Annotated in this window: 22 protein-coding genes; 21 read left to right on the top strand and 1 reads right to left on the bottom strand. The window is 68.9% G+C overall.

Going from position 1 to position 23,279, the window contains the following annotated elements:
• Positions 1 to 102 precede the first annotated feature (102 nt).
• The 21 genes from VA603_RS02765 (at position 103) to gloA2 (ending at position 21,834) form a co-directional block, all read left to right on the top strand.
• On the top strand, positions 103 to 273 hold the full coding sequence (locus tag VA603_RS02765; protein WP_132864433.1) for a Flp family type IVb pilin: 171 nt from the start codon (positions 103 to 105) through the stop codon (positions 271 to 273).
• Between the two features lie 19 nt (positions 274 to 292).
• Positions 293 to 823 carry an A24 family peptidase gene (locus VA603_RS02760; protein ID WP_323437864.1) on the top strand — a complete coding sequence of 177 codons (531 nt, stop codon included), beginning with the start codon at positions 293 to 295 and terminating at the stop codon, positions 821 to 823.
• On the top strand, positions 816 to 1,298 hold the full coding sequence (locus VA603_RS02755; RefSeq protein WP_192286256.1) for a TadE/TadG family type IV pilus assembly protein: 483 nt from the start codon (positions 816 to 818) through the stop codon (positions 1,296 to 1,298). The genes VA603_RS02760 and VA603_RS02755 overlap by 8 nt, the downstream gene beginning before the upstream one ends.
• 25 nt (positions 1,299 to 1,323) lie before the next feature.
• Positions 1,324 to 2,373 carry a Flp pilus assembly protein CpaB gene (cpaB, locus tag VA603_RS02750; RefSeq protein ID WP_323437863.1) on the top strand — a complete coding sequence of 350 codons (1,050 nt, stop codon included), beginning with the start codon at positions 1,324 to 1,326 and terminating at the stop codon, positions 2,371 to 2,373.
• Between the two features lie 47 nt (positions 2,374 to 2,420).
• Positions 2,421 to 3,710, top strand: coding sequence for a type II and III secretion system protein family protein (locus VA603_RS02745; protein ID WP_425603657.1), 1,290 nt, complete (start codon positions 2,421 to 2,423; stop codon positions 3,708 to 3,710).
• 10 nt (positions 3,711 to 3,720) lie between these two features.
• Positions 3,721 to 4,992 (top strand): CpaE/TadZ family protein, encoded by a 1,272-nt coding sequence (locus VA603_RS02740; RefSeq protein WP_323437862.1) that lies wholly within the window; start codon positions 3,721 to 3,723, stop codon positions 4,990 to 4,992.
• 2 nt (positions 4,993 to 4,994) lie between these two features.
• Complete coding sequence (locus VA603_RS02735; RefSeq protein ID WP_323437861.1) at positions 4,995 to 6,347, top strand: TadA family conjugal transfer-associated ATPase; 1,353 nt, start codon at positions 4,995 to 4,997, stop codon at positions 6,345 to 6,347.
• Positions 6,344 to 7,258, top strand: coding sequence for a type II secretion system F family protein (locus VA603_RS02730; RefSeq protein ID WP_132864439.1), 915 nt, complete (start codon positions 6,344 to 6,346; stop codon positions 7,256 to 7,258). Before VA603_RS02735 ends, VA603_RS02730 begins: the two co-directional genes overlap by 4 nt.
• 37 nt (positions 7,259 to 7,295) lie before the next feature.
• Complete coding sequence (locus VA603_RS02725; protein ID WP_313256146.1) at positions 7,296 to 8,228, top strand: type II secretion system F family protein; 933 nt, start codon at positions 7,296 to 7,298, stop codon at positions 8,226 to 8,228.
• On the top strand, positions 8,228 to 9,088 hold the full coding sequence (locus VA603_RS02720) for a tetratricopeptide repeat protein (protein ID WP_323437860.1): 861 nt from the start codon (positions 8,228 to 8,230) through the stop codon (positions 9,086 to 9,088). Before VA603_RS02725 ends, VA603_RS02720 begins: the two co-directional genes overlap by 1 nt.
• Positions 9,085 to 9,474, top strand: a complete 390-nt coding sequence (locus tag VA603_RS02715; RefSeq protein ID WP_323437859.1) for a DUF3613 domain-containing protein — start codon at positions 9,085 to 9,087, stop codon at positions 9,472 to 9,474. Before VA603_RS02720 ends, VA603_RS02715 begins: the two co-directional genes overlap by 4 nt.
• Positions 9,475 to 9,482: 8 nt before the next feature.
• Positions 9,483 to 11,615 (top strand): TadG family pilus assembly protein, encoded by a 2,133-nt coding sequence (locus VA603_RS02710; RefSeq protein WP_323437858.1) that lies wholly within the window; start codon positions 9,483 to 9,485, stop codon positions 11,613 to 11,615.
• 133 nt (positions 11,616 to 11,748) lie between these two features.
• Positions 11,749 to 12,480, top strand: coding sequence for a DUF2968 domain-containing protein (locus VA603_RS02705; RefSeq protein WP_132864444.1), 732 nt, complete (start codon positions 11,749 to 11,751; stop codon positions 12,478 to 12,480).
• 120 nt (positions 12,481 to 12,600) lie between these two features.
• The gene (gene trxA / locus VA603_RS02700) at positions 12,601 to 13,458 is read left to right on the top strand and encodes a thioredoxin (RefSeq protein WP_323437857.1); all 858 of its coding nucleotides are present in this window, start codon (positions 12,601 to 12,603) and stop codon (positions 13,456 to 13,458) included.
• Between the two features lie 224 nt (positions 13,459 to 13,682).
• Entirely contained in the window at positions 13,683 to 15,281 is a 1,599-nt protein-coding gene (locus VA603_RS02695; RefSeq protein ID WP_323437856.1) for a FecR domain-containing protein, read from the top strand.
• Positions 15,278 to 16,906 carry a CHASE2 domain-containing protein gene (locus VA603_RS02690; RefSeq protein ID WP_323437855.1) on the top strand — a complete coding sequence of 543 codons (1,629 nt, stop codon included), beginning with the start codon at positions 15,278 to 15,280 and terminating at the stop codon, positions 16,904 to 16,906. The genes VA603_RS02695 and VA603_RS02690 overlap by 4 nt, the downstream gene beginning before the upstream one ends.
• Positions 16,907 to 16,972: 66 nt before the next feature.
• Positions 16,973 to 17,434, top strand: coding sequence for a DUF4442 domain-containing protein (locus VA603_RS02685; protein ID WP_132864447.1), 462 nt, complete (start codon positions 16,973 to 16,975; stop codon positions 17,432 to 17,434).
• Between the two features lie 102 nt (positions 17,435 to 17,536).
• A complete protein-coding gene (locus tag VA603_RS02680) occupies positions 17,537 to 18,214 on the top strand; it encodes a DUF502 domain-containing protein (protein WP_132864448.1) in 678 nt (225 codons plus the stop codon).
• Positions 18,215 to 18,444: 230 nt separating this feature from the next.
• Positions 18,445 to 20,352: a DUF885 domain-containing protein gene (locus VA603_RS02675; protein WP_192286265.1), complete on the top strand. Its 1,908-nt coding sequence runs from the start codon at positions 18,445 to 18,447 to the stop codon at positions 20,350 to 20,352.
• Between the two features lie 19 nt (positions 20,353 to 20,371).
• On the top strand, positions 20,372 to 21,445 hold the full coding sequence (locus VA603_RS02670; RefSeq protein ID WP_425603646.1) for a serine hydrolase domain-containing protein: 1,074 nt from the start codon (positions 20,372 to 20,374) through the stop codon (positions 21,443 to 21,445).
• Positions 21,442 to 21,834: an SMU1112c/YaeR family gloxylase I-like metalloprotein gene (gene gloA2, locus VA603_RS02665; RefSeq protein WP_323437854.1), complete on the top strand. Its 393-nt coding sequence runs from the start codon at positions 21,442 to 21,444 to the stop codon at positions 21,832 to 21,834. The genes VA603_RS02670 and gloA2 overlap by 4 nt, the downstream gene beginning before the upstream one ends.
• 76 nt (positions 21,835 to 21,910) lie before the next feature.
• Here gloA2 and VA603_RS02660 read toward each other — a convergent pair whose 3' ends face one another.
• Positions 21,911 to 23,257, bottom strand: coding sequence for a virulence factor family protein (locus VA603_RS02660; protein WP_323437853.1), 1,347 nt, complete (start codon positions 23,255 to 23,257; stop codon positions 21,911 to 21,913).
• Positions 23,258 to 23,279 lie beyond the last annotated feature (22 nt).

Below are 23,279 nucleotides of genomic sequence, written 5' to 3'. Positions count from 1 at the left end.
CGGTGTCAGGCAGATCCCAATGACCTTCATCGGGCAGCGATGCCCATCTTTGCCCGGCTGCAGTCGGTGCAACACCGACACCGGGTCATCAGGGAGAACGCTATGAACGCTATCCGCAAGTTCCTCAAGCAGGAAGACGGTGTCACCGCCCTGGAATATGGCCTGCTGGCCGCCGTCATCGCCGGCATCATCATCTTCTTCGCGCGCGACGGCCTGACCGCGATCTTCACCACCGTGTTGGCGCGACTGGAAGACGTGGTGGCAGGCACCTGAGCCGGGAGGGCATCGCACCATGACCGCCGTCGGGCTGCTGGCACTGCTGCTGGGGTTGCAGGTCACGATCAGTGACCTGGCCGCCCGGCGCGTCTCCAACGGCGTGCTGGCCGTCACGTTGGCCCTGGTGTTGTTCCTCCAGCTCAGCCACAACGCCGCACCGGTGGGGCTGGCAAGCTGCTTGGCCGGCGGCGTGCTGGGCCTGCTCGTGCTGCTGCCCTTCCATGTCATCGGCTGGATGGGCGCCGGCGACGTGAAACTCTTCGCCACCATCGGCTTCCTGCTCGGCACCAAGGCACTGCTTCCCATCTGGGTGATCGCCAGCCTCGCCGCCGGTGTCCACGCGCTCCTCGTCGTCGCGTGGCCCCTGCTGTCCAGCTCGGCACCCGGCATGCAGCGCAGGGTCGCCGGCTGGGGCAACACCGGCTGGATCCGGGATTGGCGGATGGACCTGCGTTCGACACGGCAAGGACGCCGTGGCATCCCGTACGCGGCCTACCTTGGCCTGGCGATGATCGGCTACGTACTGCAAGGAGCCAGCCATGGCTGATCGAGGACGACTGAAGCACCGCGGGCAGCGCGGCGTGGTGACGCTCGAGTTCGCCTTCATGCTGATGTTCGGCGTGCTGCCGCTGCTGCTGGTGACCTTCACCGGGGTGATGGTGTTCGCCGCCAAGCAATCACTGACGCTGGCCGCCGGCGAAGGCGCACGTGCCGCCCTGCGATACGGCGATACCGCACAACGTCGCAGCAATGCATGCCAAGCCGCCGCGCATTCGATGCAGTGGCTGCTGAACTTTTCCCGCGCCAGCGCTTCATGCAGCAATCCCAGCGCGGCGCCCATCAACGTGTCGCAACCGTTCGCCTGCACCTCCGATGCCACCGTGAAGTGCATTCGGGTCACCGCGTCCTACGACTACGACAGCCATCCGTTCATGCCCGGCACCGGCCCGCTGTTGGGCTGGACCCTGGGCCAGACCCTGCGCAGCACCGCAACCGTACAACTGGACCTCGGCGGCAACTGACCCACGCTCAACCGGAGCTTCAACGATGCCAAAGGCAATCCGCATTGCGGCCATCCTCCTGCTGGTGCTCGCCGGCATCCTGGCTGTACTGGCTTTTGGCCTTGGGCGACGCCCGCCGGCCGAGGCAGGCACGCAAGCCAGCAGCGCGCCGGGCATCCCGCGCCGGGCGGTGGTGGTCGCCACCCGTGCCCTGCCCGCCGGCCAGGCCATCAGCGCCGCCGACCTGTCCACCACCGAGTTGCCGGTGCCCGCCGGCGAAGGCTTCGCCAACGTCGGTGACGTCACCGGGCGGATCCCCGCCGTGGCCATCGCCGCAGGCGCCATGCTGGTGCCCGGGCAACTGCTGCAGGGCATCGCCGCCGGCATCAAGCCCGGCGAGCGGGCGGTATCGGTGCCGGTCGACGAACTGGCCGGCGTCAGCAACCGCATCACCCCGGGCGACTACGTGGATGTTTTCATGAGCCTGCAGGCACCGTCCGAGGCCGGCGCCGGCCGCAACGACAACCCGCAGGCGCGCTTGCTGCTGTCGCGGCTGCGGGTGCTGGGCTACGGCGATGACGACGTCGGCAAGCCGCACCCGGCCACGGCGGCCAGCAGCGGCGACGGCGCCGCACCCGAGCCCGGCAGCCGCGCCGAGACCATCGCCTCGCGCTCCGGCAGTTCCTCCTCCAGCGGCAGCAACGCCACCCAGGCACGCAGCGCGATCCTGGCCGTACCGGTGGAAGACGCCGGCCGCCTGCTGCTGGCCGCGCACAGCGGCAAGTTGTTCCTGGCCCTGCGCAACCCCGGCGATACCGCCTTGGCCGATGCCTCGATCTTCGTCGCACCGGCGCCGGTACTGGCCCTGCGCCGCGATCTCGACGCCGCGACGGCCAGCGCCGCCGAGCGTCCGGAGAACCAGGCCTACGCCGGCATCGACCTGCAGGCGCTGGCCGGCGACAGCCCGGCCAGGCCCGCGGTCACCGCCAACGCCACCCGCGCACCGGCGCGCAGCCGTGCACCGCGTGCCGCGGCCCGGCCGGGCATCGAAATCATCCGCGGGACAACACCGTCCAACCGCCTGTCTTCGCCTTGATCGGGGGATCCGCCTTGCTCCAGCGTCCGTACAACACCGCATCACTCATCGCTGTCCTGGCCCTGTCCAGCGTCGCATCGCTGGCGCTGGCGCCCCTTCAGCCGGCGCATGCCCAGCAGCTGCCGGCCGCCTCCAGCGTGTTGCTGGAGCTCAACGAGCAACGCCCCTGGAACCTGCCGGCCGGCGTGGAGCGCATCGCCATCGCCGACCCCTCCATCGCCGACATCACCCGGCTGGGACGCCACAACGACGCCCTGCTGGTCGGCAAGTCGCCCGGCAGCACCACGCTGCTGCTGTGGATGCGCAACCAGCCGGTGCCCTCGCGGATCCGCGTGGAAGTGCGCAATGCCATCCAGGGAGGCCTGCTCGGCGAGGGCGGCACCCAGGTCACCGTGCAGGGCGGCCAGGCGCTGCTGTCCGGCAGTTCCCCGTCGCTGCTCGAACACGAGGCCAGCCGCAAGGCGGCGGCCTCGGCGGTCGGTGAAAAGGGCGCTATCAACGATGCCGCCACCATCGCCAGCACCGGCGTGGTGCAGGTCGAGGTGAAGGTGGTCGAGTTCAACAAGACCGTGCTGCGCCAGGTCGGCATCAGCTTCAAGAACACCAACGGTGGCTTCACCTACGGCATCAGCTCGCCCACCGGCAGCGGTGGCAGCAGCGCGTTGTCCTCGGCCTTCAACCTGGTGGCCAGTTCCATCCCCGGCGCGTGGAACGCCAACATCGACCTGCTGCAGAGCAACGGCATGGCGCGCGTGCTGGCCGAACCCACGCTGGTCGCCCTGTCCGGCCAGAGCGCCAGCTTCCTGGCCGGTGGCGAGCTGCCGATCCTCGAACCGCAGGGCCTGGGCACCACCACGGTCACTTTCAAGCCGTTCGGCATCGGCCTGACCGTTACCCCGACCGTGCTGTCTGCCGATCGCATCGCGCTGAAGGTCGCGCCCGAAGCCAGCGACCTGGACTACAGCCGCGGCATCAGCCTGGACGGCACCCAGATCCCGGCCATCTCCACCCGCCGTGCCGACACCACCATCGAGCTGGGTGACGGCGAGAGCTTCGTGATCGGTGGGCTGGTCAGCAGCCAGCTGTCCTCGATGGTGGACAAGGTGCCGTTCCTGGGCGACCTGCCGATCATCGGTTCGTTCTTCCGCAACCTCAATTACAAACGCGAAGACAAGGAACTGGTGATCGTGGTGACGCCGCGCCTGGTGCGCCCGCTGGCGCGCGGCACCCAGTTCGCCCTGCCCGGCGAACGCGAAGCCCAACCCAACCTGCCGGTCTGGGGCTCCTGGCTGCTGCACCCGGCCAGCCCTGACCAGCTCCCCGGATTCTCACGCTGAAGCACTCCTCATGTCCTCGGTGATGCCGTTGCCGCAAAATCAGAGCAATACCGAACGCAAGCTGCTGCTGTATGCGCCGGACAACCGGCACATGGCCCGGCTGGGTGCCGTGCTGTCCGGCCACGTGGAACTGCGCTGGGTCGACAGCCGAGACGTCAGCCCGCGTGAGCTGCTCGATACCGCACCGCCCTCGGCGGTGGTGCTGCTGGACTACTGCGGCGGCAACGCCTCCTATTCCACCGACATCGCCCGCCAGCTGAGCCACCTGGCCTCGTTGCCGGTGCTGATCGGCATCGGCACCACCGGCCCGGAACAGGCCACGCACCTGCTGGCGGCAATGCGCGCCGGGGTGCGCGACTTCATCGACGTCGACAACACCAGCGCGCAGATGCTGGAAGTATTCGACCACGCCTGCGCCACCCAGGCACCGGCCCGCACCAGCGCCGCCGCGCCGCCGGAACCGCAGCCCACCGGGCGCCTGATCGTGCTGCTGGGCGTGCGCGCCGGCGTCGGCACCAGCACCCTGACGACCCACCTGGGCGTCACCCTGGCCGAGCAGAACCCGCCCGCGCTGGACAATGGCCAGCCGCAGGGATGGCTGCTGTTGCTGGACCTGGGCCAGCCCTCGGCCGACGCAGCCCTCTACCTCGGCACCGAGAGCCACTTCAGCTACGAGGAAGCCCTGCGCAACGTCGAACGCATGGACCCGACCTTCGCGGCCAGCGCCTTCGCCCACCACCCCAGCGGCCTGGCCCTGCTCGGCACCACCAGCGGCACGCTGCTGAAGAAGCACGAACCCACCGCGCTGCTGGACCGGCTGCGCAGCGTGTTCCCGCTGACCCTGTGCGATACCGGCGGACTGCCGATCCAGCTGATGCCCACCTCGCTGCTGAAGAACGCCAGCGAGATCTGGCTGGTCACCGACCAGGCGATCGGCTCGCTGGTATCGCTGGACCAGACCATGCGCGAGCTGGAGCAACGCGGCGTGCGCGATGCCCGCCTGCAGTTGGTAGTCAACCGCTACGACCCCAATGGCGGCCTGGCCGACACCCAGATCGCGCAGCGCTTCAACCTGCCCCTGCTGGCGACACTGCCCGACCGCTCGCGCGTGCTGCGCTCCTGTGCCGGGCTCGGGCGCCTGCTCACCGATGCGGCCCCTCGCGACCCGTACCTCAAGGCGCTGCTTCCCCTGCTGCAACGCATCGACCGCCGACGCGCGGGGCCCGCCGCCCCGACGTCCACTTCCCCGCTGGCGCGCCTGGCCAGCCTGCTCGGTAAATAAGCATGGAAGACAAAGTCACCCCGCTCTCCCCGCGCATCGCGGCAACGGCCCTGGCCGCCGAACCCGCCGCGCAGGTGCCGTTCGAGCAGACCGAGCAGTTCCAGAGCGTGCTGTCGGCCGCGCACGAGTACCTGCTCAACCACGTCGAGGACCAGCGCGTGGACATCGACGCATGGTCGCCGGAGACGGTCGGCAAGTACGTGCAGGTGCAGACCGCTGCCTTCGTCAAGGAATGGAAGATCCCGGTCAACGCGCAGGAGATGGAAGCCGTCGCCAATGCCCTGCAGAAGGAGCTGACCGGCTTCGGCCCGCTCGATGACCTGCTGCACGACCCGGAGATCGAGGACATCCTGATCAATGGCTACAAGGACGTGCATGTCTCCAGCGGTGGCCAGCTCAAGCGCTCCACCCAGCGTTTCAGCGACGACCGCCACCTGTTGCGCATCCTGCGCCGCATCATCGCCCCGCTCGGCCGCCGCCTGGACGACTCCAACCCGATGGTCGATGCACGCCTGCCCAACGGCGGCCGCCTCAACGCGATCATCTCCCCGCTCGCGGTGGATGGGCCGATGGTGTCCATCCGCAAGTTCCGCAAGGACCCGTTCACGCCGGACGAACTGCTCGGTCGCGGCGCGTTCGACAAGCCCATGTACGCCCTGCTCAACGCCATGGTGCGCGGCCGCTGCAACATCCTGATCTCCGGTGGCACCAGCTCCGGCAAGACCTCGCTGCTCAATGCGCTGGCCACGTTCATCCCGCACAACGAGCGCGTCATCACGGTCGAGGACACCGCCGAGCTGGCCCTGAACCACCCGCACGTAGTGCGCCTGGAAAGCCGCATGGGCGGCTTCGACGGCGCCGGCGCGGTCAGCATCCGCGACCTGGTGCGCAACAGCCTGCGCATGCGCCCGGACCGCATCGTGGTCGGCGAGGTGCGTGGCGCCGAAGTGCTGGAGATGCTGCAGGCGATGAACACCGGCCATGACGGCTCGATGGCCACCATCCACGCCAACTCCCCGCGCGACTGCCTGTACCGGCTGGAGATGCTGGCCGGCTTTGCCGGCTTCCAGGGCAGCGAGGAAAGCCTGCGCCGGCAGATCGCCAGCGCCATCGACTTCATCGTGCAGATCTCGCGGCTGGGCAGTGGCCGTCGCGTGATCCTCTCCATCACCGAGATCACCGGCGTCAGCGACACCGTCATCACCAGCCAGGAGCTGTTCAAGCACGAGGCCTGGTTCGACCAGGACAACCGCGAACGCGACCGTTGGCACGGGCTGGGCTTCCACCCGCATTGCTACAAGCTCGAACCGTTCCGGCAGGAACTGCGCGAGGCCAACTTCGGGAGCCAGTCATGACCGCGGCGCTGCTGCTGGCCAGCACCGCGCTGCTGCTGGTGGCCGCGGCGATGGGCCTGTGGTGGGGCCTGGCCACGCGCGTGCAGCAGCGTGCCGCGGCCGAACATGCCGAAAGCCGCCTCTCGCATCCGGAGGCAGCGCGCAGCCACGAGGCGCCACGCGCGCCGCGCCCGCCCACCCGTCGCTGGGCCGACCTGCTGCGCCGCGCCGGCCTGAGCGAATCACCGCGGACGCTGGCGCTGCTGCTCGTGCCCGGCGTGGTGCTGGCCTTCGGCGCGGGCATGCGCCTGGGCGCGGCGGTGTTCGGCGTGTTCGTGTTCGCGCTGTACCTGCTGGCACTGGGGCTGTGGCTGTTCCGGCGAATGGAGAAGATGCAGCAACGGCTGGTCGCGCAGATGCCGGACTTCCTGGAGAACATGGTGCGCATCGCCGGCATCGGCAACAGCCTGTCGATGGCGTTCCAGAACGCCACCCAGAACGTCGAGCCCCCATTGCGCCCCATCCTCGACAGTGCGCTGGCCTACACCCGCGCGGGCATGGACCTGGACCGTGCCCTGCAGCAGGCCGCGCAGGCCTACCGCCTGCGGCCGCTGGAAATGCTGGCGGTCATCCTGGGCACCAGCATCCGCATCGGCGGCCGCAGCGACCAGATCCTGCAGCGCATGAGCGACTTCATGCGTGATCTGGAGGAAGTGCAGCGCGAACTGCAGGCCACCACCTCCGAAACGCGCATGTCGGCCTGGGTGCTGGGCCTGCTGCCGATCGGCGCGGCGGTGTTCATGGCCCTGCTGAGCCCGGACTTCTTCCAGCCCATGTTCCATGACCCGCTGGGCAAGAAGATCCTCGTGGCCGCGCTGCTGCTGGAGCTCGGTGGCGGCTTCCTGCTCTACCGCCTGGCCAAGTCGCTATGAGTGCCCCCCTCGCTCCCCACCCGCATCGGAGCCGGCCATGAACACCCTGTTGTTCTTCGCCATGATCCTGGTCGTGCTGGCCCTGCTGCTGGCCGCGGGCGGCCTGCTGTACCACGGCCACCGCAGCCAGCGCGCCACCGCCGCATTGCAGACCGCGCTGGACCACAACCACCACGTCGCCGACGAGGCGGCACCGAAACAGGGCTGGTGGCGACAGCGCCTGGCCGACCTGTCGGCCATCGGCCAGCAGTTCGAGGGCAGCCGCATCCAGAAGGCGCTGCTGGCGCCGGAGGACAAGCTGCTGCTCGAGCAGGTCGGCTGGAACCACACCACCGGCACGGCCAGCTTCCTGGCGCTGCGCCTGCTGCTGGCGCTGCTGCTGCCGGTACTGGGCCTGCTGCTGGTGCGGCCACAGGGTTCGCAGGCCTTCATCGTGCTGCTGGTCGGCTTCGCGCTGGGCATCCTGCTGCCCAAGCTGGTCCTGCGCAGCTGGGCCGGACGCCTGCGCCGCAAGGTCGATGAGGAGTTGCCGCTATTGATCGACCTGCTGCGCCTGCTGCAGGGCGTGGGCTTCAGCATCGACCAGAGCCTGCAGATGATCGGCGACAAGCTGCACATCGCCGTGCCGGTACTGGGCAAGGAACTGCAGGCCGCCAACCTCAGCTACACGCGTGGCCGCAGCCGCGCGCAGTCGCTGCGCCGCCTGTCCGAATCGTTCGACAACGACGACCTGCGCAGCCTGATGCAGATGGTGCTGCAGGTGCACCAGCATGGCGGCGCCGTGCAGGAACCCCTCAAGCAGTTCGGCATGCGCCTGCGCGAGCAGCGAAGGATGAAGATGAAGGAAAAGGTGGGCAAGCTCTCAGTCAAGATGACCGTCGTGATGATGGCGACCCTGCTGCCGGCGCTGATGCTGGTGCTGGCCGGGCCGGCCATCATTTCCCTGGCCAGCGCGATGCGGGGACTGTGATGCACGGTCCCCGCCCCTTGCTCGCGTTGCTGGTCCCCCTGCTGCTCGTCGGCTGTGGCGGGAAGCAGGCCGCCTACAGGCAGCCGCCGGTGGAACCGGCACTGGTGGAGTCACCGCAGGACGATCGCGGCATGTACCTGGACCTGATCCGCAAGATGCAGGCACAGGGCGCCCACTTCGCTTCGCTCGCGCACATCGACGCCTTCCGCGCCAGCTTCGGCGACAGCCCGGAACTGCGTATCCTGCAAGCCGACGCCCTGCGCGAAACCGGCGACGCCGCCGCGGCCGAACCGATCTACCGCAGCCTGACCAAGGGACCACAGGCCGCCCCGGCATGGCACGGCCTCGGGCTGATCGCGGCCAACCAGCATGACGCCGGCAACGCCAACCTGGCGTTCGCCAACGCCGTGCGCACGGATCCCTTGAACGCGACCTACCTGGGCGACCAGGGCTTTGCGTTGCTGCAGTCCGGCGATTTCGCCCAGGCACGTGCCCCCTTGGCCAAGGCCGCCGAGCTGGCCCCGGGCAATCTGCGCGCCATCTCCAACCTGGCGCTGTGGGCGCTGCTGTCCGGCCAGCCCGGCACCGCGCAGGACATGATGCAGCGCGCGAACCTGCCCGAAGCCACGCGCCTGGAGATCTACCGCCTGTCGCAATCACTGCGCCGCGCACCGGTGGCCGATGCCACCCCGCCGATGCGCCCGGAACCCGCCAGCGAGGCGCCTGCCCCGCGCGGCACCGCCACCGCGCTGGTCGCACAACCGCAACCGGCCGGCACCGTGCTGCGGCCGCAACCGCCCGGTTCGATGCTGGACCGCTTCAGCCCGACCACCGCCAAGCCGCAGGAGATCACGCAATGAGCCGGTTCCTCGTCACCTCCGCGTTGCTGGCCGCCGTGCTGGGCGCGCCGCTGCCGGTCCAAGCGCAACACGCCCCGCTGATCGAACGCATGGCCGACAGCCCTGCCGCGCCGGCGAGCGCGCCACCGGCCGGCGAGGCCAGCCCGCCCATCGCCACGGCCGCACCCTACGACAACGCGCCGCCCCCGCGCGCGCAGATCGGCGATGCCACCCGTGCACTGCTGCGCCTGCAGGCCGATGGCGGCAGCGCCGGCAAGCCGCTGCCGATGCTCGGGGAAGCCGCCAGCCGCAGCTACCAGCGCTATCTCACCAGCTTCGATCACCCGATCCCGGAATACTTCGAAACCACCGTGCCGAATTCCTCCAATGGCGGTAACAGCCGCTGAGGTGTTCCATGAAACGCCTGCCCGCGCCCCCCCGCCGGTCCCGGACCGGCACCCCGCCCTCGCCACCACGCGGCGGTGCCGCCGTGATGATGATGCTGCTGTTGCTGGGGCTGGTCGTCATCCTCGGCCTGGTCGAGGTCGGCTATCTGTACTGGGTCAAGCGTGACGTGCAGAAAACCGCCGACCTGGCCGCGCTGGCCGGCGCGCAGCGCCTTGAGCAATGCACCACCGACTACACCGACAACCTCGCCGCGCGCCGCAACGCCGTGACCGACAACGGCTTCGGCGGCACGCTCGACGTGCGCTGCGGCTATTGGGGCGCCGAACTGCCGGCCGATGCGCGCTTCGTGGTGGTCACGCCGGAACGCCCGCTCAACGCCGTGCGGGTGACCGCGTCGCGGCAGGCGATCCCGTTCTTCCACCAGCTGGCGTCCATGCCGCAGATCAACGCCACCGCCGTGGCCTGGCATACCCCGCCGCAAGCGGCGTTCACCGTGGGGTCGCGCCTGCTCAACGTCAACAGCAATGCACCGCTGCAGGGCCTGCTGCGGCTGGTCGGCATCGACCTCAACCAGACCCAGATCGCCAGCTACCAGGGGCTGGCCAACGTCAAGATCACCCCGCGCGGATTGCTGCAGGCGTTGGGCGTGGACGTGGCCGCGGACATCAATGCCGGCGAACTGGAAAGCCTGCTGGCCGCCAACAAGGTCAGCGTCGGCCAACTGCTCGACATCATGGCCAACCTCGCCAACCAACAGGGCGTGCTGGGCGTCAGCGTCAATGCGCTGAAGCAGGAACTGGCACGCGTCGGCCTGCGCGACGTGCTGGTGCAACTCGGCTCCGACGCCGCCAGCAACGGCCTGTTCGCGCGCATCACCGGCGGCAGCGCCGCCAGCAGCAGCGCGCTGGACGTGGACCTGAGCGCGCTGGACCTGATCGGCACCAGTATCTCCATCGCCAACGCCAACCATGCCGTCGCGATCCCGCAGTTGAACCTGCTGGGCCTGGTCGAGGCCAAGGCCAGCATCGTCGAGCCTGCCTCGATCGGCATCGGCCCGGTCGGCACCACCGCCTACAACAGCCAGGTGCGCCTGTTCCTGGACATCGACTCGCAGCGCATCCCGGCGCTGGGCGCGGTGCTGGGCTGGCTGGGCACGCGCATCAAGCTGCCCACCTACATCGACGTGATCGACGGCTTCGGCCGGCTCAGCGCGATCGACTGCAACGCACAACCGGCCACCGCCACCGTCGACGTCACCAGCGCGGTGGCCAATGTCTGCGTCGGCAAGGCGACCACGCCGTGGGACTCCACGCGCGAACTGTGCCGCACCGGCCTGGGCAACGAGGACATGGTCAGCCTGTTCGGCAAGACCGTGCTCAATCACCGCATCACGCTCGAAGCGCTGTCCGCGCGGCAGTCCCTGACCCTCAGCGCCGGGCAGACCGGCACCGTGGCACCCAATCCCCTGGCCGTGGGCGACCTGGTCTCGCGGCTGGTCGATGCGCTGCTCGGCACCGTGCAGGCCTTGTTCAGTCCCTCCGGCACCAGCTCGGACGCCGCGCAGGACATCGCCCGCCAGTACCTGGAAGCCTCCAAGAAGGATGGTTTCTACCAGCCCGAGGCCGTCGTCGCGCTGCTGCGCGACGGCAATGCCAACCTGCCCGCGCTGGGCAACTGGAACACCCAGATCCCGACCTGCGACTACTGGCTGCTCGGCTGCACGCCGAAGAAGGTCGAGGGCAACGTCTGGACGGGGTTCCTCTACGAAACCAACGTCAGCGACCCGAGCATCATCGGCGGCCTGCTCGACGTGCTCGGCATCACCTCGTGCAAGGGCCTGCTGGCCGGATTGCTGGCCTACAACAGCTGCGTGCAGAACGCGCTGGCCAAGTACCTGCAGACCAAGCCCGGCGGCCTCAGCGGGACCGGCAGCTACAACCCGGCCACCGGCAATGGCAGCTGCAGCAGCGTGCTGTGCCTCCTGCTCAAGCCGGTCGTCGATGGCGTGCTGCGTCCGTTGTTGAACGCGGTCGGCCAGCTGTTGTCAGCGGTGCTGTCCGATGTGCTCGGCCTGCAGCTGGGCCGCACCGACGTGCACATGCAATCCATCCAGTGCGGTCGCACCCAACTGGTGGAATGAGCGCTTGCACCACGCCACGGCAGCCGTTGCAGGACGTGCGTTCCGGCGCATTTGGCCGTGCTATGCTCGCCGCCATCCCGTGCGCATTCACAAATGCGACGGCCATCGCAGTTCGGGGGAATTACGAGGAATTATGACAAGCATCGAGACACTGCCTGCCCGGTTGTGCTGGGCGTTGCTGATTGCCAGCTGCCTCGTAGCGGCCCCCCAGGCCATGGCCGGGCGCTGGCAGCGCGGCGAAGCCGAGCCGCCGGCCGCGCCCGCCAACAGCGAAGACACCACCGTGGGCAACACCGTCAGCGAGCTGCAGCGGCTCATGGCCAACCACGAGTTGACCGAACTGCGCACCACCTACAACGGCAACTACGGCGCCAGCCTGCTGTTCCATGCCGACTCGTTGAACTACTACGTCGCCCTGTTCCATGAAAAGGAATTCTGGCGCGTGATCCGCACCGAGGCCTCCGACAACGCCGAGTCGCTGTACGTCACCTTCGCCGACCAGACCCGGCAGCTGGCGCAGGTCTACCTGGACACCATCCGCCTGCAGGCCGGCAAGGCCTACAGCGAGAAGCTGGTGACCCTGAACGAACGTCGCCTGCGTGGCCTGCAGCAGGAAGCCGAGCAGCAGCGCCAGCAGTCGCTGCAGGTCAGCAACGCCCTGCAGGAGCGCAAGCAGCAGGCCGTGGCGCTGAGCTCGGACCTGCGCGCCACCAACTCCCAGCTCGAAGCGCTGGACAAGCAGATCAAGGCGCTGCAGGCGCAGCAGGTCAACCCCGAGTTGAGCCTGCCGGCCACGCCCAACGTCGCCCCGGCGCAGGCCCAGCAGGCACCGGCACAGGCGCAGGAACTACCGACGCAGCACTGAGCCCCTCACGGCTCGTGGTCTTCCGACAGCCCGCCCCCGGCGGGCTGTCGTGCATCCGGCGGTTGAGAAGCGCCGCCACCGCCACCATGAAGGGGGTTCCTGTCCGCAATGAAACCAGCCATGAGCGATCTTCCCCACGTATTCGAAGCCACCACCGAGACCTTCGAAGCCGACGTCCTGCAGAAGTCGTTGCAGACGCCGGTACTGGTCGATTTCTGGGCGACCTGGTGCGGCCCGTGCAAGTCGCTCGGCCCGATCCTGGAAAAGCTCGCCGGGGAGTACAACGGCGCCTTCGAGCTGGCCAAGGTCGACGTGGACAAGGAACAGCAGATTGCCGCGGCCTTCCAGATCCGCTCGGTGCCGACCGTGTTCCTGATCAAGGACGGCCAGATCGTCGACGGCTTCCCCGGTGCCATGCCGGAGGGCCAGCTGCGTGAGTTCCTGACCCAGCATGGCGTGCTGCCGGCCGAGGCCAGCACCGACGCCGAGCCGGAAGCGCTGCCACTGGATCCGCAGGCCGAAGTGGCCGCACTGCGCCAGGCCATCGTCGCCGAGCCGGACAAGGCCGAGCTCAAGCTCGACCTGGCCCTGGCGCTGCTCAAGACCGGTGCCGCCGAGGAAGCCGGCCAGCTGCTCGACGCCCTGCCCGCCAACCTGTCCACCGACGACCGTGCCGTGCGTGCCCGCGCCCGTCTGGATTTCGGCAACGCGCTCAAGGATGCGCCCGCCGCGGCCACGCTGGCCCAGCGCGTGCAGGCCGACGGCAATGACCTGGAAGCCCGCTACCAGCTCGGCGTGCATCACCTGCTCGGCGGCGAGGATGAAGCCGCGCTGGAGCAGTTCATCGAAATGCTGCGCATCGATCGCGGCTTCCGCGACAGCCTGCCGAAGAAGACCCTGATCGACGCCTTCCGCGTGATCGAGGACGAGGATCTGGTGGGCCGTTATCGCCGCAGGATGTCCTCGCTGCTGTTCTGAAGCCAGCCAAGGTTCAGGATCGTGAAATGGAAACTGGTGGACAATGTGATGGCGATCAAGTCCTGATCGCCTCGCGGCACTCACCGCGATAACAGGGGGAGAGGGGGAGCACGGCATCATTACCGGGCACCGCTTCCCCTTTGCCCAGGATTCCAGCGTCCGTGACACGTGTTCAACAGCGTCTGTCGTGCCTCCGCTTCATGCTGCCCCGGCTTGCCCTGGCCATGACCCTGTTCCTGCCCTGTCTGGCCGCAGCGGCACAGGACTGGACCTACCGCGTGCGCCCCGGCGATACGCTGTGGGACCTGGGCGGGCGCTACCTCAAGCCCAGCATCAGCTGGCACCAGTTGCAGGCACACAACACGGTCGGTGACCCGTACCAGCTGCCACCGGGCCGTGTCCTCAAGTTCCCGATTGCCTGGCTGCGCGTGGAGCCGGCGCCGGCACGCGTCCTGGCGGTGCGGGGTGAAGTCCAGGTCAGTGGCCCGTCCAGCACCAGTCGCACGGTGAGCACGGGCATGCAACTGCCGATCGGCAGCCAGATCAGCACCGGTGCCGATGCCAGCGTGACGCTGGCCTTTGCCGATGATTCGCACCTGTTGCTGCGCGAGAACTCGCAGCTGCTGCTGGACCAGCTCAGCACCTACGGGGCCACCGGCATGGTGGATACCCGCCTGCGCCTGCAGCGTGGCCGCAGCAGCAACCGCGTGACCCCGGCGCGCGGGCCGGCCTCGCGCTACATCATCACCGCCCCCACCGCGACCAGCAGCGTGCGCGGCACGGTGTTCCGGGTCAGTGCCGGTGGCGGGCAGTCCGTGGCCAGCACCGAGGTGGTCGAAGGCCGCGTGCAGGTGGACAACCGCGGTGGCCGGCAGATGGTCGACCCGGGCCGCGCCACCCTGAGCCGCAGCGCGGAACTCGCCCCCAGCCCGAGCCAGGCGCTGCTGCCGGCGCCGGCCTTCGACGAAGCACGTACCCGGATCGCGGCGCTGCCGCTGCTCGCCGGCTGGCAGCCGGTGGCTGGCGCGGCGGGCTATCGCGTGGAAGTGGTGCGCGCCGATGCCCCTGACGTGCTGCTGTTCGCCCGTGACCTGGCCGACACCCGGGTGGTGATCGACGCCCTGCCGGCGGGCGCATTGCGCCTGCTGGTCCGGGCCGTCGATGCCGATGGCGTCGAGGGCCTGGACGGCAACCGCGACTTCCTGCTCCCCGATGGCCCCGAGCCGCCGCTGACACTGTCGCCGCAGCACGGGCAGACACTGCACCAGCTGCGCCCGCGGTTCGAGTGGGCGCAGGTGGCGCAGGCCGATGGCAGCGTGGTCCAGGTCGCCAGCGAGCCCCTGTTCCTGCAACCATTGGTGGAACAGACGACCCGGAGCACCCATCTGCGCACCGCCGATTCCCTGCCCGCCGGTGACTATTTCTGGCGCGTCGCCTCCGTCGATGCCCAGGGCACGCGTGGCCGCTTCGGCCAGGCGCTGCCGCTGTCGCTCAGTGACGCGCCGGTCGATCCGCAACTGCAGCCGGCGCCGGAAGGTCGCCAGCTCACCCTGCGCTGGCAGGCCGCCGCCGAAGCCAGCCGCTACCGCGTGCAGGTGAGTCGCAACGCCGACTTCGAACGCCTGCTGCTCGATGCCGAGGTGGACGCACCCGAAGCCTCGCTCAAGCGACCGCTGCGCGGCGGCACCCTGTACGTCCGCGTGCAGACCATCGCCGGGGACGGCTATGCCGGTCCGTTCTCCGCCCCCCAGCAGGTCAAGCTGCCCTGCCCGCTCTGCTATGGCGCCGGCGCCGGCGCCCTGCTGTTGCTGCTGGCTTTATGAGGCCATTGCGGCTGCCGTGGCACCAACGCCTGCTGCTCGCCGTCACGCTCGGCGCGCTGACCGGCTTTTCCTGCCACTTCCGCCTGTTCTGGCAGCCGGACGAAAGCATCTACGACAACCTCGTCGGCCAATGGGACTACCCCGCCGACCCGCGCCTGGCCATCGTCGCCATCGATGACCGCAGCCTGCAGCAGCTCGGCCAATGGCCGTGGCCGCGCAGCACCCATGCACAGCTGATCGACCGCCTGCAGGACGCAGGCGTCCGGCGCATTGCACTGGACCTGATGTTCCCCGAACCCGACCGCAAGGACAGCCGCCAGGATGCGCAGCTGGCCGCGGCGATCGCGCGCAGCGGCAACGTGATCCTGCCGGTGCTGGCCTCGGCCGGCAGCGACGAGGCGGTGCCGGAGGAACTGCTGCCGGTGCCGCAGATCGCCAGCGTTGCCGCCGCGCTGGCGCATACCGACATCGAGATCGACGGCGACGGCGTGGCCCGCGGCATCTACCTCAAGGCCGGCATGGACTCCCCGCACTGGCCGGCGCTCGGCGTCGCGCTGGCCGGGAGCCCACCGCCGTTGCCGGGCCTACGTGGCCCGGCGAACGGGGAGGCCAGCCCGTACCAATGGCGGCGCGACAACTACGTCCGCGTGCACTACGCCGGCCCGCCGGGCAGCTTCCCGCAGGTGTCCTACATCGACGTGCTCGAAGGACGCGTCCCCGCCAGCCTGCTGCATGACCGCCTGGTCATCGTCGGCATGACCGCCAGCGGCATGGCGCCGCGCCTGCTCACCCCGACCTCGCGCGAGGCATGGATGAGCGGCAGCGAGTACCAGGCCAACGTTGCCTCCATGCTGCTCACCGACCGGGCGATCGTGCCGCTGTCACCGCTGCAGCAGATGCTGGCCAGCGTGGCATTGGTGCTGCTCACGACCCTGGCCGTCACCGCGCCCACCTCACGGCGCTGGCTGATCGCCTGCCTGCTGCTGCCGCTGCCGCTGCTGTCCAGCCTCGTGCTGCTGCGCGGCTTCCACGTCTGGTACGCGCCGGTCTGCGCGCTCAGCGCCGGGCTGGTCCTGCTGCTGGCCTGGGGGCTGTGGCAGGCACGCTACTGGCGCCGCCAGGCCAACCACGACCCGCTCACCGGCCTGGCCAACCGCATGCGCTTCGAGGGCATCCTGCGCCTGGAGACCGATGCCGCGCGCCGCAGTGGCAAGCCGCTGACGCTGATGCTGATCGACGTGGACCACTTCAAGGCCTACAACGACACCCACGGCCACCACCTGGGCGACCAGATGCTGCGCCAGGTTGCCCAGGCCATCGGCGATATCGCCCGGCGTCCTCGCGACGTCGCCGCCCGTTTCGGTGGCGACGAGTTCGCCCTGATCCTCCCCGACACCCCGCAGGAAGGCGCGCTCGCGCTGGTGCAGCAACTGATCACCACGGTGCGGCACATGTCGCTGCCGATCGGCAAGGGCAGGACCGCCCACACCAGCGTCACGGTCGGCATTTACAGCGTGGTGCCCGGCATCCACGACACCGCCTCGGCGCTGTACCAGGCTGCCGACGCCGCCCTGTACACGGCCAAGGAAGCCGGTCGCGACGGCTACCACGCCGCCATGCCGTGACCACGGCGCCGACACCATACGCCGGCGAATGCTAGACTCCAGGCCCCTGCCCGCCGCTGTTCCGCGATGAAAGCCAGCCTGTTCCGCCATGGCATCAACCTGTGGCCGCCGTTCCTGTTCGCCGGCATCCACGTCACCGCCATCAGCGCCGACTACCGCCATGTGCGGGTCGAGCTGCGCCAGCGGCCGTGGAACGTCAACTACGTGCGCACCCATTTCGGTGGCAGCCTATTCGCCATGACCGACCCGTTCTGGATGCTGTGCCTGCTGCAGAACCTGGGCGGCCGTTACTTCGTGTGGGACAAGAGCGGCAGCATCGACTTCATCAAGCCGGGCCGCGGCGTGGTCTGGACCGAGTTCCGCCTGGACGATGCCACCCTGGACGAGGTGCGCGCGGCCACCGCGGACGGCGGCAAGTACCTGCACTGGTTCGAGAACGACCTCCTTGATGAACAGGGCGAGGTGGTCGCGCGCGTACGCAAGCAGGTCTACGTGCGGCTCAAGCCCGAGGCACGCGCCACGGCGTGAACCGCCGGCACCTGCCTGCCTCAACACAGCGTTCCCCGGCTGCGGTGGTTTCGCCGGACACCAACGGCATCGGTACCCCGTGCGTACCGCTACAATTCGCCGATGTCGCCCGAAGTCCCCGCCCCCGCCTCCCGTCCCTCCCTGCAACGTCTGTTCCTGACCGGCCTGCTCACGCTGTTGCCTATCTGGTTGACCTGGGTGGTCGTCAAGTTCGTTTTCGTCCTGCTTTCGGGCATCAGCAGCCCGCTGGTCATCCCGCTGTCCGAGCGCATCGCCGCCTCGTTCCCGCACTACCTTGGCTGGGTCAAGGCGGTCTGGATGCAGGACATCATCGCCCTGCTGGCGACGATGCTGGTGATCCTGGCGGTGGGCCTGCTCAGCCGGCGCGTCGTCGGCCAACAGCTGCTGCGCTGGTTCGGTGCGGTGATCCGCCGCATTCCGTTGGCCAGCGTCATCTACGACAGCGCCAAGAAGCTGCTGGACATCCTGCAGACCCAGCCGGGCAGCACCCAGCGCGTGGTGTTGATCGACTTCCCGCACCGTGACATGAAGTCGGTGGGCCTGGTGACGCGCGTGATCCGCGAGCACGGCACCGGCCGCGAGCTGGCGGCCGTCTACGTGCCAACCACGCCCAACCCGACCTCCGGCTACCTGGAAATCGTGCCGGTGGAATTGCTGACCCCTACCGACTGGACCGTCGACCAGGCGATGAGCTTCATCATCTCCGGTGGCGCGGTGGCGCCGGAGACCGTTCCGTTCACCCGCGCCGGCGAACGTTGAGCGCGGCACAGCCACGTCTCCTCACCGGCGTGGCAATCACTCCAGCACGACGCTGGCGTCGCGGTGCCTGCCCGGATGATCCCCGCAGCGCCCTGCACTGCCGCATCGGCCGCATTTAACGGCTTCATAACCGGCTGCATCACGACCTCCCGCATTCAAGCGCCGCGCGGCTGGTCGTGGCCGTCGTTATCGGGCAATCTCCCGGACTTGTGTGTTTTTCGGAATACCCGATGTCCTCCAGCCCGCTGCGCCTCCTGGCGCTTGCCATTGCCTCGATCATGACCCTGTCCGCTGCGGCACCGGCCGAAGCGGCCAGGAAAAGGAGCCAGCGTCCCGCTGCCACGCAGAGCCGTGGCGCGACCAAGGCCAAGCCGCGTACGGCCCCCGCCCGTCCCGCACCGCGTCGTGCCACGCCCGCACCGCTGCCGATCCGCCAGGACAAGGCCACCCAGCTCAACCGCATCTACGATGAATACTGGGATGCCTCGATGCGGCTCAATCCGCTGCAGGCCACGTTCCAGGGCGATGCGCGCTTCAACGACCAACTGCCCAACTTCCTGTCGGCCGCCTCGCGCCAGCAATCCCACGAGTTCATGGTCGAATGGCTGGGCAAGGTCGAGAAGCTCGGCGCCGAAGGCCTGCAGGGCCAGGACCTGCTCAGCTACGAAATCTTCGTGCGCGATGCGCAGGTGTCGCTGGCCGGTGAGCAGTACCCGACCTGGATGCTGCCGATCAACCAGTACTACAACCTCTCCAGCATCATCGCCGTGCTCGGCTCCGGTGCCGGCGCGCAGCCGTTCAACACGGTCAAGGACTACGAGAACTGGTCCAAGCGCTCGCTGGGCATCCAGCCGTTGTTCGACCAGGCCATCGTCAACATGCGCGAGGGCAAGGCCGCCGGCGTGGTGCAGCCCCGCGCGTTGATGGAGAAGGTGCTGCCGCAGCTGGACGCGGTGATCAAGCCCACCGCCGAGGAAAGCATCTTCTGGGGGCCGATCCGCAACATGCCCGACAGCTTCCCGGCCGAGGACAAGGCGCGCCTGAGCGCCGAATACAAGCGCATGATCGAGTACCGCATCATGCCGGCCTACCGCGCATTGCGCGGCTTCATCGCCACCGAGTACATGCCGGCCACGCGCACCACCGACGGCATGGGCGGCCTGCCCAACGGCCAGGCCTGGTACGCATACAACGTCTCCAGCTCCACCACGCCGGCGCGCACGCCGGCCGAGATTCATTCGCTGGGGCTGAAGGAAGTGCAGGACCTGCAGGCGCGCATCGCCACCCAGATGAAGGAGGCCAGGATCCGCGGCTCGGTGCAGAAGGTCTTCAACAACATGCGCAGCGACCGGCAGTTCATGTTCCGCGACCCGGATGCGCTGCTGGCGCGTTACCGCGAGGTCGGCCAACGCGTGGATGCCGCATTGCCGGCGCTGTTCAACCAGCGCCCCAAGGCCGCGCTGGAGATCAAGCCGGTGGAGGCCGAACGCGCGCTCACCGCCAGCGCCGCCAGCTACCAGCCGGGCAGCGGCGACGGCCAGCAACCGGGCGTGCTCTACGTCAACACCAACGATCTGCCCTCGCGCAAACGCTGGTCGGTGACCATGCAGTACCTGCACGAAGGCATGCCGGGCCACCACTTCCAGCTGGGCGCCCAGCAGGAGCTGGCCGGCCTGCCGCGCTTCCGCCGGCACGGCGGCGACGTGGCCTTCGTCGAAGGCTGGGGCCTGTACGCCGAGTCGCTGGGCGAGGAGATGGGCCTTTACAACGACCCCTACGATCACCTCGGTTACCTGCAGACCACCTTGCTGCGCACCGTGCGCCTGGTCGCCGACACCGGCCTGAACGCCGCCGGCTGGACCCGCCAGCAGGCCGTCACCTACATGGTCGACAACGCCGACATCTCCGCGGCCGATGCCGCCGCGGAAGTGGAGCGTTTCATGGCCCTGCCGGGGCAGACGCTGGCCTACCGGGTCGGCGAGATCAAGATCCGGCTGCTGCGCGAGAAGGCGCAGTCCGAGCTCGGGCAGCGTTTCGACCCGCGCGAGTTCCACCAGGAGATCCTCAAGGACGGCTCGATGCCACTGGATATCCTCGAAGCCAAGATCGATCGCTGGATCGCCAGCAAGAAAGCCTGATTCCCACCAAGGAGCCGCCATGACCCGCTGGATGTACCGACTCGCCCCGCTGTGCCTGTCCGCGTTGTCCAGCCTGGCCATGGCCGCCCCGCCGGTGACGCCGCCGGACCCGGGCATCGACGCGCTGCTGCAACGCTACGACGGGCAGGTTCCCGGAGCCGCGGTGCTGCTGCTGAAGGACGGGCAGCCGGTGTTCCGGCGCGGCTACGGCCTGGCGGTGGTCGAGGACGGCACGCCGGTTTCGCCGACCAGCAACTTCCGCCTGGCCTCGGTCAGCAAGCAGTTCACCGCCGCGGCGATCCTGCTGCTGGCCGAGGACGGCACGCTCACCCTGGACGACCCGGTGAAGAAGTGGCTGCCGAGCCTGCCGGCGGTCGCCGACACGATCACCCTGCGCCACCTGCTCATCCACGCCAGCGGGCTGATCGACTACGAAGACCTGATGGACCCGGCCGACACCCGCCAGGTGCATGACATCGACGTGCTGCACCTGCTGGAAAAGGAAAACCGCACCTACTTCGCGCCCGGCAACGGCTACCGCTACAGCAACGGCGGCTACGCGCTGCTGGCGCTGGTGGTGGGCAAGGCCTCGGGCAGCGACTTCGCCAGCTTCCTGCGCCAACGCATCTTCCTGCCGCTGGGCATGACCCACACCCTTGCCCACCAGGACGGCGTCGACGACGTGCCCAACCGTGCCTACGGCTACAGCGAGATCGACGGCCGCTGGGAACGTACCGACCAGAGCACCACCAGCGCGGTGCTCGGCGACGGCGGCATCTATTCGTCCATCGACGACCTGGCCAAGTGGGATGCCGCGCTCTACGACGAGCGCCTGTTGCGCCGCAGCTCGCTGCAGCAGGCCTTCAGCCCGGCCAACAGGACCGACGAACCGGACGTGCCGTACTACGGCTTCGGCTGGCGCATCAACGGCCAGGCGCTGTGGCACAGCGGCGAGAGCATCGGCTTTCGCAACGTCATCGTGCGCTACCCCGCGCAGAAGCTGACGGTGATCATGCTCACCAACCGCAACGCACCGGAGCCCTACGCCATGGCCATCGACATCGCCCGCCGCTGGCTGGACGCCGCGCAATGACGCTGCTGGCCGGCATCCACCACGTCGCGGTCATCGCCTCGGACTACGCACGTTCGCGCGACTTCTACACGCGCATCCTGGGCCTGCAGGTGATCGCCGAGAACCACCGCCCGCAGCGGGATTCCTGGAAGCTGGACCTGCGCCTGCCCGACGGCAGCCAGCTGGAGCTGTTCTCCTTCCCCGACCCACCGGCGCGCCCCAGCCGCCCCGAAGCCCGCGGCCTGCGTCACCTGGCGTTCCGTGTGGATGCCCTGGATGCGGTGGTCGCCCACCTGCAGTCCGAAGGCGTGGCCTGCGAGCCGATCCGCGTGGACGAATACACCGGCCGCCGTTTCACCTTTTTCGCCGACCCGGACGACCTGCCGCTGGAGTTGTACGAAACCGCGTAAGCGCGGCCAGGACATCGGCTTCGCGCCCGAAGGCGCTGCTACCGCAGGAGCGCCCCTGGCCGCGAAGCCGAAAGCGTCACCGCCCGTCCTGCAACCGCTGCAGGATCACCTTCGCCAAGGTGGCGTAGTCCCCTTCGAAATGGTGATCGCCCGGCAGCTTGACCACCTGCGCGGTGCCGACCGGCAGCTTGGGGCACAACGCATCGTCGTCGTCCTCCCCGTATACGCACAGGGTACGGGCCGCCGGCAGCTTGCGCACTTCCGGGGCAATCGGCAGGCCATCATCGCCGCCGCCACCGATCCAGTTGCTGACATGGAATTCATAGTCAGCGCGTTCGCCGACCGACAGCAACGCCGTCATCCGCATGGTCTGCGCGGTGCTGGCCGGTAACAGGTTGATCGCTGCGGGAAGCACGTCCGCGCCCTGCGAGAAACCAATGAACACCACGTTCGGACGCTGCCATTGAGCCGCGTAGTGGCGAACGATGCGGTCCAGGTCCACGGCGAACCCGGCCGGCGTGCGCTCGCTCCAGAAGTAGCGCAGCGAATCCACGCCCACCACCGGGACATTGGCCGCGGCCAAGGCGCCGGCCACGTCCTTGTCCAGCCCCGCCCAGCCACCATCACCGGAGACGAAAACCGCAAAGGTGTCGCCCGTGCCGGCAGCCGGCACCTCGACCAAGGGCAGCCCATCCAGATCGTGCGGCACCGGCGGCAGGCTCACACCATGCTGCGCGCCCAGCACCCGCACCACCGCGCGCTCGCCCGGCAAGGCGCTGCCTGCCCGGGTGCGCTGGAAGCTGCGCGCCCACGGAACCTCCTTGAGGAAACCGTCCACTGCGGCCACCGTGCAGGCCTTGCCCGCACCGCTGGCGGCCAGCCACGGGAACCGCAACGGCTGCGGCTGAAGATCACGGCCGTGGATCGCATCGCCGCAGGTCATCGTGGCGTTGCGCAGCTGCGGGCAGAAGTCTTCGGTGAGCAGGCCAGCGAATACCTGCGGCTCGGCCTGGGTGGCCACCGCATAGGCCAGCGCCGCGCCCTCACCCTCCCCGCCGAGGATCGGCAGGTGGTAGGTCGGGACTTTCAGGTAGGCCTGCACGTAACGCGAGAAGTTCTCGACATCACCGGCCGAGAAGCCGCACTTGCCCCCTTCCTTGGCCAGTACCCGGTACAGGTGGGCGGCATCGACATCCACCACCATCGCACCGTCGGCGCGCAGCGCCTCCAGCCGCGCACCATGCCCGGCGGGATCCCCCGCGCCGGCGAACCACAGCACCACGCGCTGTGGCGCACCCTCCGGCAGGTACACCGGCACCTGCTCGAACCGGCCATGACTGACACGCTCCAACGCCGAAGCCGACGCCGGCAACGCGCACAACGCCAGCGCAAGGGCTGCCACACCCACCCGTGCACGCACCATCAATGTTCACTCCCCATGGGAC

The sequence above is a fragment of the Stenotrophomonas capsici genome (genome assembly GCF_034961085.1).
In the GTDB taxonomy this organism is placed as follows: Bacteria; Pseudomonadota; Gammaproteobacteria; order Xanthomonadales; family Xanthomonadaceae; genus Stenotrophomonas; species Stenotrophomonas capsici.
The sequence above is the reverse complement of the archived record's forward strand: the minus strand, read 5'-3'. Positions and strand labels throughout refer to the sequence as shown.

What these genes read in the sequence shown, in the direction of transcription:
- VA603_RS02765 (WP_132864433.1), top strand. Translation starts at nt 103, where the DNA reads ATGAACGCTATCCGCAAGTTCCTCAAGCAGGAAGACGGTGTCACCGCC.
- VA603_RS02760 (WP_323437864.1), top strand. Translation starts at nt 293, where the DNA reads ATGACCGCCGTCGGGCTGCTGGCACTGCTGCTGGGGTTGCAGGTCACG.
- VA603_RS02755 (WP_192286256.1), top strand. Translation starts at nt 816, where the DNA reads ATGGCTGATCGAGGACGACTGAAGCACCGCGGGCAGCGCGGCGTGGTG.
- cpaB (WP_323437863.1), top strand. Translation starts at nt 1,324, where the DNA reads ATGCCAAAGGCAATCCGCATTGCGGCCATCCTCCTGCTGGTGCTCGCC.
- VA603_RS02740 (WP_323437862.1), top strand. Translation starts at nt 3,721, where the DNA reads ATGTCCTCGGTGATGCCGTTGCCGCAAAATCAGAGCAATACCGAACGC.
- VA603_RS02735 (WP_323437861.1), top strand. Translation starts at nt 4,995, where the DNA reads ATGGAAGACAAAGTCACCCCGCTCTCCCCGCGCATCGCGGCAACGGCC.
- VA603_RS02730 (WP_132864439.1), top strand. Translation starts at nt 6,344, where the DNA reads ATGACCGCGGCGCTGCTGCTGGCCAGCACCGCGCTGCTGCTGGTGGCC.
- VA603_RS02725 (WP_313256146.1), top strand. Translation starts at nt 7,296, where the DNA reads ATGAACACCCTGTTGTTCTTCGCCATGATCCTGGTCGTGCTGGCCCTG.
- VA603_RS02720 (WP_323437860.1), top strand. Translation starts at nt 8,228, where the DNA reads ATGCACGGTCCCCGCCCCTTGCTCGCGTTGCTGGTCCCCCTGCTGCTC.
- VA603_RS02715 (WP_323437859.1), top strand. Translation starts at nt 9,085, where the DNA reads ATGAGCCGGTTCCTCGTCACCTCCGCGTTGCTGGCCGCCGTGCTGGGC.
- VA603_RS02710 (WP_323437858.1), top strand. Translation starts at nt 9,483, where the DNA reads ATGAAACGCCTGCCCGCGCCCCCCCGCCGGTCCCGGACCGGCACCCCG.
- VA603_RS02705 (WP_132864444.1), top strand. Translation starts at nt 11,749, where the DNA reads ATGACAAGCATCGAGACACTGCCTGCCCGGTTGTGCTGGGCGTTGCTG.
- trxA (WP_323437857.1), top strand. Translation starts at nt 12,601, where the DNA reads ATGAGCGATCTTCCCCACGTATTCGAAGCCACCACCGAGACCTTCGAA.
- VA603_RS02695 (WP_323437856.1), top strand. Translation starts at nt 13,683, where the DNA reads ATGACCCTGTTCCTGCCCTGTCTGGCCGCAGCGGCACAGGACTGGACC.
- VA603_RS02690 (WP_323437855.1), top strand. Translation starts at nt 15,278, where the DNA reads ATGAGGCCATTGCGGCTGCCGTGGCACCAACGCCTGCTGCTCGCCGTC.
- VA603_RS02685 (WP_132864447.1), top strand. Translation starts at nt 16,973, where the DNA reads ATGAAAGCCAGCCTGTTCCGCCATGGCATCAACCTGTGGCCGCCGTTC.
- VA603_RS02680 (WP_132864448.1), top strand. Translation starts at nt 17,537, where the DNA reads ATGTCGCCCGAAGTCCCCGCCCCCGCCTCCCGTCCCTCCCTGCAACGT.
- VA603_RS02675 (WP_192286265.1), top strand. Translation starts at nt 18,445, where the DNA reads ATGTCCTCCAGCCCGCTGCGCCTCCTGGCGCTTGCCATTGCCTCGATC.
- VA603_RS02670 (WP_425603646.1), top strand. Translation starts at nt 20,372, where the DNA reads ATGACCCGCTGGATGTACCGACTCGCCCCGCTGTGCCTGTCCGCGTTG.
- gloA2 (WP_323437854.1), top strand. Translation starts at nt 21,442, where the DNA reads ATGACGCTGCTGGCCGGCATCCACCACGTCGCGGTCATCGCCTCGGAC.
- VA603_RS02660 (WP_323437853.1), bottom strand. Translation starts at nt 23,257, where the DNA reads ATGGTGCGTGCACGGGTGGGTGTGGCAGCCCTTGCGCTGGCGTTGTGC.